We start from the raw sequence: 13735 nt of genomic DNA on the forward strand, positions 1-13735 counted from the left end.
TCAGTGGCGCGTCCAGTCGGGCTGGGCGAAGTCGGCGACCCTGGCGGGCCGGCCGAGCAGCACCACCTCGCGGAACTGCCACAGCATCGCGCCGGTCGGCGCGTGGACGCGCCACCCGGGGCCGAGCCACATCTGCAGAAGGCGCCCGCCGCCCGGCTGCGGTACCCAGACCGGGGTGTCGTCGGCGGCGAGCCGGCGCAGGCTCGTGTGGTGGACGGAGTGGACCTCGTCCGGGCTCGGTGCGAGCGGCCCCGGGTCGTCCAGCACCACCACGACCGGTGTGATCGCGAAGCCGGAGGCGGCGGGGAAGTCGTCGAGCCTGCCGAGCACGTCGGCGGGGCCCGCGGTCAGGCCGAGCTCCTCGTGCAGTTCGCGCAGCGCCGCCTGCTCGGGGGTCTCGCCGTCCTCCATGCGGCCGCCCGGCAGCCCCCACTGGCCCGCGTTCCGTCCCTGGTAGGCGCGCCTGATGACGATCATCGACGGGACGCCGTCGTGCTCGACCGCGCACAGCACGACGCCGGCGCGGCGCAGACCGGGCGCCTCGGGGACCCTCGTGTGCGCGAAGGAGCCGAGCCGCTCGGCGGCGAGCGCCCGGAACGCGGCGAGGTCGTCGAAGGGGCCGGGGGAGGGGGCGCTCATGCGTCGATACTGCCAGGCCCGGTCTCCGCGTCCGGGCCCGCCTCCCGCGCGTAGCGGCCGGGCGGGGTCCCCACGGCGGCGGTGAAGTCGCGGGTGAAATGCGCCTGGTCGGCATAGCCGAGCTCGGCCGCCAGGTCCGCCCAGTCGACCCCCGTTCCGGACGCGGCCCGCTCGGCGGCCTCCTGCATGCGGAACCGCCGGATCACCCACTTCGGGCCGATGCCCACGTACTCGTGGAACAGGCGCTGCAGGCTCCGCGTGCTCAGCCCGACGTCCGCGGCCAGCTCGCCGACCCGCACCAGGCCCGGCCGCGCCGCGATCCGCTCGACGACCGCGGCGGCCTTGGCGGCGGACGGGTCGGGCTCGGGACGCAGCCCGGACAGGAACGCCGCGAGCCGTCCGACCGCCTCGTAGGCGTCGGCGATCGCGAAGACCTCCTCGGCGAGCGTCAGGCCCTCCCCGCCGAAGACATCGTCCACTCCAGGGAACCGGCCGGTCAGCGTGGACACCGGCGCGTCCATGAACGGCCTGAACCCGCCCGGCCGGAAGGCGGCCCCCACCACGCGCCCCTCGCCGTGGATCTCCTCGACGAAACCGTCCCGCACGACTCCCGCGATGCGCGCCCGCGTCGTCCCGGCGGTCAGGTAGCTGGTGAACGTCAGGTGGACCGACGGGCGCGTGAGGACCCGCTGGCGGTGCGGCGGGCGCCCCCGCAGATCCCAGCGCAGCACCCAGAAGTTCGCGACGAACGGCGCGAGCGCGGTGGGCGGTTCGAGCCGCTCGATCCGGAAGCGCTCCAGCCCCGTCCGCGCGTGCAGGATGCCCCGCGTCCCGCCGGGTAGGAATCGTTCCACCGGCTCAGGCTAATCGGTGTCGCGTTTGTTCAAGACCCGCGCCGCGGACCCGCTCTAGCGTGCAGATGTGTTCGAACGGATGAGCGAGGAAGAGATCATGGATATCCGGAGCCAGATGGTCCCCGCCGCGCAGGCCGCGGCACGGATCGTCCTGGAGGTCCCCGAAGAGAGGCTGGACGCGCCCACTCCCTGCCCGGACTGGGACGTGCGGGCGCTTCTCAACCATCTGATCTTCTGGAGCGCGCGGGGCGAGAGCGCCGCGCGCAGGACGCCGCCCACCGGGCCGGGGGAGGACCACGACTTCACCGCCGAGCCCGGCTGGGCCGAGCGGTTCGCGGAGCAGGCCAGCCGGACCGCACAGGCATGGCAGGACCCCGCCGCCTGGGAGGGGAACACCAGCCTCACCGGCGACAAGGAGGGCATGCCCGCCGGGTTCATCGCCGGGATCGTGCTCGTCGAGTGCGTCCTGCACGGCTGGGACCTCGCCGTCGCCACCGGCCGCGAGCCCGCCTTGCCGGAGCCGGTGCTCCAGGCCGCCTGGCAGCAGGTCGCCTCCACCGCGGAGATCAGCCGCCAGTACGGCGCGCTCGGTCCGGAGGTCGCCGTGCCGGACGACGCGCCGCTGCTCGACCGCGTCCTCGGGCTGTCCGGGCGCGATCCGTACTGGAAGCCCTGATTATCCCGGCGCGAGCGGGTGCCCGCGGGCTCTACGCTGGGAGGCATGTCTTCGACCTCTTCGATCCGCGTACGTTTCGCCCCGTCACCGACCGGCATGTTCCATGTCGGCGGCGCCCGCTCGGCGCTGTTCAACTGGGCGATGGCCGCGCAGTCGGGCGGGACGCTCGTGCTGCGGATCGAGGACACCGACGCCTCCCGCAACAGCCCCGAATGGACCGAGGGCATCATCCGCGCCCTGGCATGGCTCGGGATGGACGGCGGGCAGTACGAAGGCCCCTACTTCCAGTCAGCCAACGCCGACAAGCACGCCGAGGCCGTCCACACGCTGAAGGACGCCGGCCGGGCCTACTACTGCGACTGCTCCCGCGAAGCGGTGGTGGCCCGGACCGGCGACCAGCACAAGGGCTACGACGGCTTCTGCCGCGACCGCGGCCTGGAGCGGGGCCCCGGGCGGGCCCTGCGCTTCCGCACCCCCGACGAGGGCCAGACCACCGTCGTCGACCTGCTGCGCGGCAAGCCCGTCTTCGACAACGCCGTCCTCGAGGACTTCGTCATCGCCCGCGCCGACGGGTCCGTCACGTTCCTGCTGGCCAACGCGGTCGACGACATGAGCCAGGGCATCACCCACGTGGTGCGCGGCGAGGAGCACCTGTCCAACGCGCCCAAGCAGCAGCTGCTGTGGGAGGCGCTCGGCGCGGAGCCGCCGGTGTGGGCGCACGTGCCCGTCATCGTGAACGAGAAGCGGCAGAAGCTGTCCAAGCGGCGCGACAAGGTCGCCCTGGAGGACTATCGCGCCGAGGGCTACCTCGCCGAGGCCATGCGCAACTACCTGATGCTGCTCGGCTGGGCCCCGTCCGACGACCGCGAGATCGTCCCGTGGGACGTCATGGTCGAGGAGTTCCGCATCGACGACGTCAACACCTCGCCCGCGTTCTTCGACGTCAAGAAGCTCCGCGCGATCAACGGCGAGTACATCCGGGCCCTGCCCCCCGAGAAGTTCATCGCCGAGTGCCTGCCGTTCCTGCAGGAGGCGCCCTTCGACGTCGACGTCGCGGTGTTCGCCGAGCTGGCGCCGCTCGCCCAGACCCGCGTCGCGCTGCTGTCGGAGATCGTCCAGATGATCGACTTCGCGTTCCTGGACGAGCCGCCGTCCGACGAGCAGTCCTGGAACAAGGCGATGAAGGAGCCCGCCGCCGCGATCCTCGCCGCCGCCGAGGCCGCCTACCAGGACGCGCCCTGGAACGCCGCCGAGCTGAAGGACCGGCTGGAGCGGGTCGGCGCCGAGCACGGGCTCAAGCTCGGCAAGACCCAGGCGCCCGTCCGCGTCGCCGTCACCGGCCGCACGGTGGGGCTGCCGCTGTTCGAGTCCCTGGAGATCCTGGGCCGCGACCGCACCCTCGCCCGCATCGCCGCCGCCCGCGCCCGGCTGGAGGCCGCCTAACTGTGTTTCAACAGTCCCGGCCCACGTAGCTCGCCTGGCGGCTCGCTACGCGACCGAGCCTGGGCGAACGCTGCATCGCTTCGCGATCTGCCCGGCTCCGCTCGCCTCCGGCTTCGCTCCACCGGCCAGCTCACGCGTTCGCGCGCTTGACCGAGGCCACTTCGAGGCAGGCCTTGGCAGCGTATGCCCGGGCGCCGCGAGTCGCGTCAGTCCCGGGCGGGTGCCTGCCCGTCCAGGGCCTCGCGGAGCAGCAGGATCCTGCGGCTGAGCTCCTCGTACTCGTCGCGCAGCGAGGCCGGGACGTGCTTGCCGAGCACCTCGGCCTGCTCCTCCACCGAGGCCAGGCGCTCGCCCGCGGAACCGTCGGCGGACGCCTCCTGCGGCGTCCCCTCGGGCCGCGCCTTCAGCAGGGCCGTCTGGTCCCGCAGCAGGGCCGCCTGCTCGCGCAGCAGCGCCGTCTGGTCGCGGAGCTGCTTGTTCTTGTTGTGCAGCTCCACGAACACCGAGACCTTGGCCCGCAGCACCCACGGGTCGAACGGCTTGGAGATGAAGTCGACCGCGCCCGCCGCGTAGCCGCGGAAGGCGTAGTCGGGGTCGCTGTTCACCGCCGTGAGGAAGATGATCGGCAGGTCGCGGGTCTTCTTGCGGCGCTTGATGTCGCGGGCCGTCTCGAACCCGTCCATGCCCGGCATGACGACGTCCAGCAGGATGACCGCGTACTCCTCGGTGAGCAGCGCCTTCAGCGCGTCCTCACCGGACCGCGCCCGGACCAGATCCTGGTCGAGCGAGCTGAGGATGGCCTCCAGCGCGATCAGGTTCTCCTCGCGGTCGTCCACGAGCAGGATCTTGGCCTTGTCGTCCACGCGCCTCTCTCCGATCCCGGTCCCCACCAGCGCCGCACCCCCACGGCGACCCTACTGTCCGGCTCCTCTCCTCAGCGGACGATGGAGGGCTGCAGCCAGTTCCTCATGACATCAAGGAGATGGTCCACGTCCACGGGCTTCGGCACATAGTCCGACGCGCCCGAGGCAAGGCTCTTCTCCCGGTCCTCCTTCATCACCTTGGCCGTGATGACGATGATCGGCAACTCGGCGAACTGCGGCATCTCCCTGATCGCGGCCGTGGTGGCGTAGCCGTCCAGGCCCGGCATCATGATGTCCATCAGCACGACCGCCACATCGGGGTTGCGGTGCAGGACGTCGATCCCGGCCTGCCCGTCCTCGGCGTAGAGGACCTCCATGCCGTAGCCCTCAAGGACGCTGGTGAGCGCGAACACGTTCCGCACGTCGTCGTCGACGATCAGGACCTTGCGGCCCGACAGGACCGTGTCGAGGAAGTCCGTGGGCGGCTCCTGCAGCATCCCGTTCAGCGCCTGCTCGGACTTGGCGCGTTCCCCGCCGGCCGGGCGCTGCTCCACCGGCAGCGCGCCCTCCGCGGCCGCCCCGACGCCGCCGTTCCCGCGGCCGGGACCGGAGACCACCCCGGGCGCGGCCTCCGCACCGGGGACGACCCCCTCGTCCGGCAGCGCCGAGCGGCGCCGGCCGTCGCGGTCGCTGTACTGGGCGGGCAGGTAGAGCGTGAACACGCTGCCGCGGCCCGGCTGGCTCTCGGCGTGGATCTCCCCGCCGAGCAGCCGCGCGATGTTCCGGCTGATCGACAGGCCGAGCCCGGTGCCGCCGTAGCGGCGGCTGGTCGTCCCGTCGGCCTGCTGGAACGGCTCGAAGATCTCCTGGAGCTTGTCGGCGCTCACCCCGATCCCGGTGTCGATCACCCGGAAGGCGATCACGTCGGGGGTGTTCCACAGCGCGGGCAGCGTGAAGTCGATGTCGCCGGCCCGCTCGATCAGCAGCCGCACCTCGCCCTCGGCGGTGAACTTCACCGCGTTCGACAGCAGGTTGCGCAGCACCTGCTGGAGCCGCTGCTCGTCGGTGTTGAGGGTGGCCGGCACGTCCGGCGCGACCTCCACCCCGAACTGCAGGCCCTTGTCGACCGACAGCGGGCGGAACGTGGCGTCCACGTAGTCGACCAGCGCCGACACCGACAGCCGCTGCGGGTGCGCCTCCATCTTCCCGGCCTCGACCTTCGCCAGGTCCAGTATGTCGTTGATCAGAACCAGCAGGTCGGTGCCGGACTCGTGGATCGTCCGGGCGAACTCCACCTGCTTGCCGGTGAGGTTGCCGTCCTGGTTCTCCGACAGCAGCTTGGCCAGCACCAGCAGGCTGTTCAGCGGCGTGCGCAGCTCGTGCGACATGTTCGCCAGGAACTCCGACTTGTACCGCGAGGAGATCGCCAGCTGCTCGGCGCGCTCCTCCAGCGTCCGCCTGGCCTGCTCGATCTGGAAGTTCTGGATCTCGATCGCGCGGTTCTGCTGGGCCAGCAGCGCCGCCTTCTCCTCCAGTTCGGTGTTGGAGTGCCGCAGCTCGCCCTGCTGGCGCTGCAGTTCGTCCGAGCGCTCCTGCAACTCCTGCGCGAGCCGCTGCGACTCGCCGAGCAGCGCCTCGGTGCGGGTGTTGGCCCGGATCGCGTTGAGCGTGACCCCGATCGTCTCGATCAGCTGGCTGAAGAACGCCAGGTGGACGTCGGTGAACCGGCCGAACGAGGCCAGCTCGATCGCGCCGAGCACCTCGTCCTCGAACACGATCGGCAGCACGATGATGTTGACCGGGGACGCCTCGCCGAGACCCGACCCGATCTTGACGTAGTCGGCGGGGGCGTCGGCGATCAGCAGCGGCCGTCGCTCCTGCGCGGCCTGCCCGACCAGGCCTTCGCCCAGCCCGAACCGGACGTGGCCCCCGCGGTGCCGGCGCGTCCCGTACCCGGCGATCAGCGCGAGGTCGGTCTCCTCGCCCGCGTTCTCGGCCAGGTAGAACGCGCCGTACTGGGCGCTGGCGGTCGGTGTCAGCTCACGCATGATCAGGTCGGCGACCTGCTGGAGGTCGCGGTGGCCCTGCATGAGCCCGCCGATCCGCGCCAGGTTGGTCTTGAGCCAGTCCTGCTCCTCGTTGGCGCGGGTCGTCTCGCGCAGCGTCGCGACCATCAGGTTGACGTTGTCGCTCAGCTCGGCGACCTCGCCCCGCGCCTCCACGGTGATCGTCCGGGTGAGGTCGCCGGTGGCGACCGCGCTCGCGACCTCGCCGATCGCGCGGACCTGGGTGGTGAGGTTGCCGGCCAGCTCGTTGACGCTCTCGGTGAGCCGCTTCCAGGTGCCCGAGACGCCCTCGACCTCGGCCTGGCCGCCGAGCCGGCCCTCGATGCCGACCTCCCGCGCGACGCGCGTGACCTCGGACGCGAACGACGACAGCGTGTCCACCATCGTGTTCAGCGTGGTCTTCAGCTCCAGGATCTCGCCCTGGGCGTCCACGTCGATGCGCCGCGTCAGGTCGCCGTGCGCGACGGCGGTCGCGACCTGCGCGATGTTGCGGACCTGGTAGGTCAGGTTGGACGCCATGCCGTTGACGTTGTCGGTCAGGTCCTTCCACATGCCGCCCGCGCCGGGCACCCGGGCCTGGCCGCCGAGGCGGCCCTCGGTGCCGACCTCGCGGGCGACGCGACTGACCTCGTCGGCGAACGCCGAGAGCGTGTCGACCATCGTGTTGAGGGTGGTCTTGAGCTGGAGGATCTCGCCCTGCGCGTCGACCTCGATCTTGCGGGTCAGGTCGCCCTGGGCCACCGCCGTGGTGACCTGCGCGATGCCGCGCACCTGGTTGGTGAGGTTGTTCGCCATCGAGTTGACGTTGTCGGTCAGGTCGAGCCAGACCCCGCCCGCGCCGGGCACGATCGCCTGGCCGCCGAGCCGCCCCTCCGTGCCGACCTCCCGCGCCACGCGGGTCACCTCGGACGCGAACGCCGACAGCGTGTCGACCATCGCGTTCACGGTGTCCTTGAGCTCCAGGATCTCGCCCTGCGCGTCGACCGTGATCTTCTTGCCGAGGTCGCCCTCGGCGACGGCGGTGGTGACCTGGGCGATGTTGCGGACCTGGTAGGTCAGGTTGGACGCCATGCCGTTGACGTTGTTGGTCAGGTCCTTCCACACCCCGCTCACGCCGGGCACCCGGGCCTGGCCGCCGAGGCGGCCCTCGGTGCCGACCTCGCGGGCGACGCGGGTGACCTCGTCGGCGAACGCCGAGAGGGTGTCGACCATCGTGTTGACGGTGTTCTTGAGCTGCAGGATCTCGCCCTGCGCGTCGACCGTGATCTTCTTGCCGAGGTCGCCCTCGGCGACGGCGGTGGTGACCTGGGCGATGTTGCGGACCTGGTAGGTCAGGTTGTTCGCCATCGCGTTGACGTTGTCGGTCAGGTTCTTCCAGACGCCGCTGACCCCCGGCACGTTCGCCTGGCCGCCCAGCTGCCCCTCGGTGCCGACCTCGCGGGCGACGCGGGTGACCTCGCCGGCGAACGCCGACAGCTGGTCGACCATCGTGTTCACGGTGAGCTTCAGCTCCTGGAGCTCACCGGTCGCCTCCACCGTGACCTTGCGGGTCAGGTCGCCGCGGGCCACCGCCGTGGTGACCTCCGCGATGTCGCGGACCTGCGAGGTCAGCCGCGACGCCATCACGTTCACCGACGCGGTCACGTCCCGCCAGCGGCCGGTCATGCCGCGCGCCGGGGCCTGCCCGCCGAGCCGCCCCTCGGTGCCGACCTCGCGGGCGAACTGGGTGACCTCCCAGGTGAACTGGTCGAGCAGCTCGACCATCCCGTTGACCGACTTGGCCATGCGCAGCAGCTCCCCGCGCATCGGCCTCCCGCGCACCCGCAGCTCCACCCGCTGGCTCAGGTCACCGGCGGCCACCGCCTCCACCACCTGGCTCATCCCGGTGGCCAGGTCGGTGAGCTTGTCGATGATCGCGTTGGCGTCCTCCACCGCGCTCGCCCAGGTGCCCCGCAGCGTCCCCGGCGTCAGGCGCCCCCGCAGCTGCCCCTCCCGGCCGATCTCCTTCCGGACGCGGCTCAGGCCCGAGGCGAGCTCCATGCCGTTCTCGCGGATCTCCTCCAGGACGGCCGCGGCCTCGGCCACGGCGCCCTCGCCCGGCACGTCCAGCTCCGCCCTCGCCCTGCCGTCCCGCACGGCGACCAGCGCCTTCAGGAGCGGTTCGAGGTCCGCGTCGCTGTAACGCGGGGTGGTGTCGCGGTACCCGCCGCCGGGGCGGGCACGTGACGCGGTACGCGGCATGCTCTTCATCCTCCTGGCCCGCGATTCATCGGTTATCCGGATACCACGGACTCCTGGCTGCTCTGGGGGCCTCATCGGCCGCACCTGTACTCTACGTCGCCGCGCGGCGGCGGACCTTCCTCCGCGTACTTCCGAGGCCGGGGCGGGACCGGCCGCGCGTCCGCCCTCGTAGCCTTCGTGTTACGGTCTGTCGTGTTGTGGCGGGGGTCGTGAAGGCCCAGGCCGGACGCATTCCCGGGCGGGTTCCCGGCACTCGGTGCCGGGCGGCCGACCAGTCTGTCACGATAGCCAGGCCCGGGTAGGGAACGCTTCGAACGAGGGACGACAGTTGGATCGGCAGACGGCGACGGCCACCTTCCCGTCCGCCGCGGCGGCGGTCGCGGACGCACGCCGTTTCGTCCGCAAGGTGCTGGCCGACTGGGGCATGGACGCGGTGGCCGACGACGCCGTCCTCGCGACGAGCGAGCTCGCCACCAACGCGATCGCCTACGCGGGGACCTCGTTCGAGGTCTCCTGCCGCCTGGCGGGCGGGGACGTCGAGATCGAGGTCCGCGACCGCCACCCCACCCGCGGCATCGAGATGCCGGGCGTCACCGCCTCCAGCGGACGGGGGCTCCCGTCGATCGCCCGCCTCGCCGACTCCTGGGGCGTCTCCTACGACCGCCGCACCAAGGGCGTCTGGTTCCGTCTGCCCCAGCCCGGCGCCACCGGCTCCGGCGCCGCGGCCGCGGAAGGCGCGGAGGCCGCCTTCACCGCCGACGTCGCCGCGAACGGCTCCGTGCGGGGCGACCACGCCCTCCACGAGCGCGGCGCCCGCGACGCGGCCGAGCCTGTGCGGGACGCCTCGGGCGCCGGCGCCCAGGCCCGGGAGAGCGGGCTCGCGGGCGGCGCCAGCGAGGTCCCCGTGGCCGGTGACCGGCTCCTGCGCTCCCCGGCGGCGGTGGAGGCCATGGCGGACGGTGTCGCCGCCGCACGGGAGGTCCTCGGCGCGGAAGGCGCCGCCGTCCTGCTGACCGAGCGCGACGGACGCCTGATCATGGGCTCGGCCGCCGGGACGGCCGCCGAGATGCCGCTCGGCGAGCTGTCGGTCGGCTCCCTCGCCCCGGCCGCCCGTTCCGGCTCCGCCTGGGTCGCCGCGGACGCCTCCGACCCGACCGCCGCGGCGCTGCGGGCCTCGTCGCTGGCCGCCGCGCCACTGGAGTCCCAGGGCCGCCTGACGGGCCTCATCGTGGCCGTCTCGTCCCTGTCCGGCCGCTTCGACGAGTCCGACGGCGTCCGGCTCGGCCGCCTCGCCGACGAGATGTCGCTCTCCCTGGAGAAGGCCAGGGTGGGCGAGTTGGAACGATCCTGGCGCGGCTGGCTCAGCTTCGTCGCCGAGGCCAGCGACCTGCTCGCCGGCACCCTCGACCAGGAGCGGACGATGGCGCTGGTCGCCCAGCTCGTGGTGCCGCGCCTGGCCACCTGGTGCGCCGTCTACACCGTCACCGAGGCCGAGCCCGACCGGCTCGCCTACGTGTGGCACGCCGACGAGGAGCGCTCCGACGGCCTGCGCGAGCTGCTCGAACACGCGGGCGCCGCCCCGCCCACCGACGCCTCGGGGCCCTGGAACGGGCTCGCCACCGCGCCCGAGGAGGTCCGGGCCACCGTCGGCGGCACCGCCACCGACCAGGTCTACGGCTTCCCGCTGATCGCCCGCGGCAGGCGCATCGGCACCATCGTGATCGGCCGCCCGGCCGGCGACCGCTTCCCGCGCAGCGCGATCGAGCTGGCCGAGGAGCTGAGCCGCCGCGCCGCCCTGGCCGTCGACAACGCGCGCCTGTTCTCCGCCCAGACCGCCATGAGCAGCGCCCTGCAGCGCAGCCTGCTGCCGCCCGGCATCCCCGAGATCCCCGGTCTCGAGGTGGCGGTGGTCTACGAGCCCGCCGGGGAGGGCAGCGAGGTCGGCGGCGACTTCTACGACGTCTTCGAGAGCGGCCGCCCGCCCGGCGGCCCGGCCCCCGCGTCCCGCTGGCGGTTCGCCATCGGCGACGTGTGCGGCACCGGCCCCGAGGCCGCCGCCGTCACCGGCCTGGCCCGGCACGCGCTGCGCATCCTCGCCGCCGAGGACCTGTCCGTCCCGGCCGTCCTCGCCCGCCTCAACCGGCTCATCCTCGGCGAGGGCGAGCGCGGGCGGCTGCTCACCCTGCTGCACGGCGAGATCGCGGCCCGCCGGCGCCGCGACGGCGTGACGATCAAGCTGACGAGCGCGGGGCACCCGCCCCCGCTGGTGCTCGACCCTGAGGGCGGCGTGCGCGAGGCCGCCTCGCCGCAGCCGCTGCTGGGCGTCTTCGACGGTGTGGAGTTCACCACCGACACCGTCGAGCTGCGCCGCGGAGAGGTCCTGCTCTGCGTGACCGACGGCGTCACCGAGCGGCGCTCGGGGAGCCGGCTGCTCGGCGACGGGCACGGACTGGAGCGGATTCTCGCCGACTGCACCGGACTGAGCGCCGGCGCGGTGGCGGCCCGCATCCAGCGCGCGGTGCGCGACTTCGGCCCGGAGCCGTCGAACGACGACGTTGCCCTCATCGTTCTGCGGGCGTCATGATGGAGACCAACAATCGGTAAGGTGGGGTGGCGTGGGGCTTGCCTTGCACACGACACGACAGGACGGCCGTGCGACGATCGCCGCGCGCGGCTCGATAGACCTGCACTCCTCCGACGAGCTGCGCGCTCGGCTGACCGAGCTCGTGGACGCGGGCGAGCGGTCGGTCGTCGTCGACCTCGCGGCGGTCGACTTCTGTGACTCCTCCGGCCTGAACGTCCTCGTCCGCGCGTACAAGCACGCGCGCGCGCAGAACGCCACGCTCACCGTCACCGGGGCCTACGGCCGCGTCGAGAACGTGCTGCGCACGACCGGGCTCGACCGCTTCCTCATCGAGGGCCCGGCGGAGGAGGCTTCGGCCGATGGGCGGTGAAGGGAAACGATGAAGAACGGCGAGCGGGCGGAGTGACCGACCCGATGACCGAGACCACGCTGCGCGCGGCGCCCCAGACCGAGGCGGTCGAGTACGCCAGGCGACTCGCGGCCCGCACCATGCGCACCTGGGCGCTCATGGACCGTGAGGAGCTCGTCACCGCGATCGTGGCGGAGCTCGTCGCCAACGCCGTCCGGCACGCCGGTACGGCCCTGGAGCTGCGGTTGCTGCGCGGCAGCGGTCGGATCCGCGTCGAGGTCCGCGACCGCGCGGCCCAGTTGCCCCGGCTGACCGTGCCGGGCCCCCTGGACGAGTCGCACCGCGGCCTGTTCATCGTCGACCGCTTCGCCAACTCCTGGGGAGCCGACCCGGTGACCGGCGGAAAGGTCGTCTGGGCCGAGGTCGACATCTGACACCCCGTCCCGCCTGGACGGGGCGCTTCCGCACGGGCTCCGACCGGCGGCGCGCCCACCGCACGTGGCGGGTGGGCGCGCACCGATGCGGCGGAGCCGGTCAGACGGACTTGCGGTACAGCTCCGCGACCATGAAGGCCAGGTCCAGCGACTGGCCCCTGTTGAGCCGCGGGTCGCAGGCCGTCTCGTAGCGCTGGTGAAGGTCGGCCTCGGCGAGCCCCTGGCCGCCGCCGACGCACTCGGTCACGTCGTCGCCCGTGAACTCGATGTGGATGCCGCCCGGGTGCGTGCCGAGGGCCCGGTGGACCTCGAAGAACCCGGCCACCTCGTCCAGCACGTCGTCCAGCCGCCGGGTCTTGTGCCCGCTCGGCGCCTCGAACGTGTTGCCGTGCATGGGGTCGCAGATCCACGCGACCGGGGCCCCGCTCTGGTGCACCTTCTCGATCAGCGGCGGCAGCGCGTCGCGGATGCGGCCGGCGCCCATGCGGGTGATGAAGGTGAGCCGGCCGGGCTCGCGCTCGGGGTTCAGCCGCTCCATCAGGGCCAGCGCGTCGTCGGCCGAGGTCGTCGGGCCGAGCTTGACCCCGATCGGGTTGCGGATGTGGCGGAGGAACTCCACGTGCGCGCCGTCGAGCTGCCGGGTCCGCTCGCCGATCCACAGGAAGTGCGCGGAAACGTCGTAGGGAAGGCCGCTCAGGTGGTCGATGCGCGTCAGCGCGCGCTCGTACTCCAGCAGCAGCGCCTCGTGGCTGGAGTAGAACTCCACCCCGTGGAACTCGTCCGGGTTCGCCCCGCACGCCTTCATGAACGTCAGCGCCCGGTCGATCTCGCCCGCCAGCTGCTCGTAGCGGCGGCCCGCCGGGCTCTGCGCGACGAAGTCCTGGTTCCAGGCGTGCACCTGGCGCAGGTCGGCGTAGCCGCCCTTGGTGAACGCCCGGCACAGGTTCAGCGTCACCGCCGAGCAGTGGTAGGCCTTGAGCAGGCGGTGCGGGTCGTTGCGCCGTGAGGCGGCGTCGAAGGCGAACCCGTTCACCGCGTCGCCCCGGTAGGCGGGCAGTTCCACGCCGCCGCGGGCCTCCACGGGCTTGGAGCGCGGCTTGGCGTACTGGCCCGCCATCCGGCCGATCTTCACGACGGGGACGCTCGCCGCGTAGGTGAGGACGACCGCCATCTGCAGCAGCGTCTTCAGCTTGTTCTTCACCGCGTCGGCGTTCGACCCCTCGAACGTCTCGGCGCAGTCGCCGCCCTGCAGGACGAAGGCCTCACCGCGGGCGACGTCCGCGAGCTGCGCCTTCAACTGGTCGCACTCGCCGGCGAAGACGAGCGGCGGCTGGGCCGCCAGCTCGGCGGCCACTTCGCCAACCTCGTCCGGATCGTCCCAATCGGGCTGCTGGAGGGCGGGGAGGGCGCGCCACGCGTCGAGGTCCCCGATGACGGCGGAAGTACTCACCCTGAAAGGCTATGGCACGCCCCGCCCTCCGTGAACGGAATGCCCCGCGCGCCAGGGGTTCACAGACCCCGCGGAAACGGCCGGGCGGCCCCGTTTCCGGGACCGCCCGTTCGCCGGTCGTGCGGCGGGACGCCGT

General features: G+C 72.7%; 10 protein-coding genes. 5 read left to right on the forward strand and 5 right to left on the reverse strand.

Annotated elements, in window-relative coordinates; genetic code table 11:
• Together BJY14_RS40305 and BJY14_RS47550 are read right to left on the reverse strand one after the other, a co-directional pair.
• Positions 1-639 carry an NUDIX hydrolase gene (locus BJY14_RS40305; RefSeq protein ID WP_179848396.1) on the reverse strand — a complete coding sequence of 213 codons (639 nt, stop codon included), beginning with the start codon at positions 637-639 and terminating at the stop codon, positions 1-3.
• Positions 636-1493: a helix-turn-helix domain-containing protein gene (locus BJY14_RS47550; protein WP_179848397.1), complete on the reverse strand. Its 858-nt coding sequence runs from the start codon at positions 1491-1493 to the stop codon at positions 636-638. Before BJY14_RS47550 ends, BJY14_RS40305 begins: the two co-directional genes overlap by 4 nt.
• 97 nt (positions 1494-1590) lie before the next feature.
• Here BJY14_RS47550 and BJY14_RS40315 point away from each other — a divergent pair, with 97 nt between their 5' ends.
• On the forward strand, positions 1591-2169 hold the full coding sequence (locus BJY14_RS40315; protein ID WP_179848398.1) for a TIGR03086 family metal-binding protein: 579 nt from the start codon (positions 1591-1593) through the stop codon (positions 2167-2169).
• A gap of 45 nt (positions 2170-2214) precedes the next feature.
• Positions 2215-3612, forward strand: coding sequence for a glutamate--tRNA ligase (gene gltX / locus BJY14_RS40320; RefSeq protein ID WP_179848399.1), 1398 nt, complete (start codon positions 2215-2217; stop codon positions 3610-3612).
• A gap of 206 nt (positions 3613-3818) precedes the next feature.
• Here the strand turns inward: gltX and BJY14_RS40325 are convergent, their stop codons facing one another.
• Together BJY14_RS40325 and BJY14_RS40330 are read right to left on the reverse strand one after the other, a co-directional pair.
• Positions 3819-4475, reverse strand: coding sequence for a response regulator (locus tag BJY14_RS40325; protein WP_179848400.1), 657 nt, complete (start codon positions 4473-4475; stop codon positions 3819-3821).
• A 71-nt stretch (positions 4476-4546) separates the two neighbouring features.
• On the reverse strand, positions 4547-8782 hold the full coding sequence (locus BJY14_RS40330; protein ID WP_246396293.1) for a hybrid sensor histidine kinase/response regulator: 4236 nt from the start codon (positions 8780-8782) through the stop codon (positions 4547-4549).
• Positions 8783-9110: 328 nt separating this feature from the next.
• On the opposite strand from BJY14_RS40330, the gene BJY14_RS40335 reads away from it, so the two are divergent.
• The 3 genes from BJY14_RS40335 to BJY14_RS40345 are packed head-to-tail and all read left to right on the forward strand — an operon-like array spanning position 9111 to position 12149.
• Positions 9111-11366: a SpoIIE family protein phosphatase gene (locus BJY14_RS40335; RefSeq protein ID WP_179848402.1), complete on the forward strand. Its 2256-nt coding sequence runs from the start codon at positions 9111-9113 to the stop codon at positions 11364-11366.
• 43 nt (positions 11367-11409) lie between these two features.
• Entirely contained in the window at positions 11410-11736 is a 327-nt protein-coding gene (locus BJY14_RS40340; protein WP_229810691.1) for an STAS domain-containing protein, read from the forward strand.
• A gap of 44 nt (positions 11737-11780) precedes the next feature.
• Positions 11781-12149, forward strand: a complete 369-nt coding sequence (locus BJY14_RS40345) for an ATP-binding protein (protein ID WP_217919851.1) — start codon at positions 11781-11783, stop codon at positions 12147-12149.
• 100 nt (positions 12150-12249) lie between these two features.
• Here the strand turns inward: BJY14_RS40345 and BJY14_RS40350 are convergent, their stop codons facing one another.
• Positions 12250-13599: a class II 3-deoxy-7-phosphoheptulonate synthase gene (locus BJY14_RS40350; protein ID WP_312879684.1), complete on the reverse strand. Its 1350-nt coding sequence runs from the start codon at positions 13597-13599 to the stop codon at positions 12250-12252.
• Positions 13600-13735 lie beyond the last annotated feature (136 nt).

It is taken from the genome of Actinomadura luteofluorescens (assembly GCF_013409365.1).
Lineage (GTDB): Bacteria > Actinomycetota > Actinomycetes > Streptosporangiales > Streptosporangiaceae > Spirillospora > Spirillospora luteofluorescens.

Excerpts from the sequence above, each read along its gene's own strand:
- gltX (WP_179848399.1), top strand. The coding sequence starts at position 2,215 with ATGTCTTCGACCTCTTCGATCCGCGTACGTTTCGCCCCGTCACCGACC.
- BJY14_RS40345 (WP_217919851.1), top strand. The coding sequence starts at position 11,781 with ATGACCGAGACCACGCTGCGCGCGGCGCCCCAGACCGAGGCGGTCGAG.
- BJY14_RS40315 (WP_179848398.1), top strand. The coding sequence starts at position 1,591 with ATGGATATCCGGAGCCAGATGGTCCCCGCCGCGCAGGCCGCGGCACGG.
- BJY14_RS40330 (WP_246396293.1), bottom strand. The coding sequence starts at position 8,782 with ATGCCGCGTACCGCGTCACGTGCCCGCCCCGGCGGCGGGTACCGCGAC.
- BJY14_RS40305 (WP_179848396.1), bottom strand. The coding sequence starts at position 639 with ATGAGCGCCCCCTCCCCCGGCCCCTTCGACGACCTCGCCGCGTTCCGG.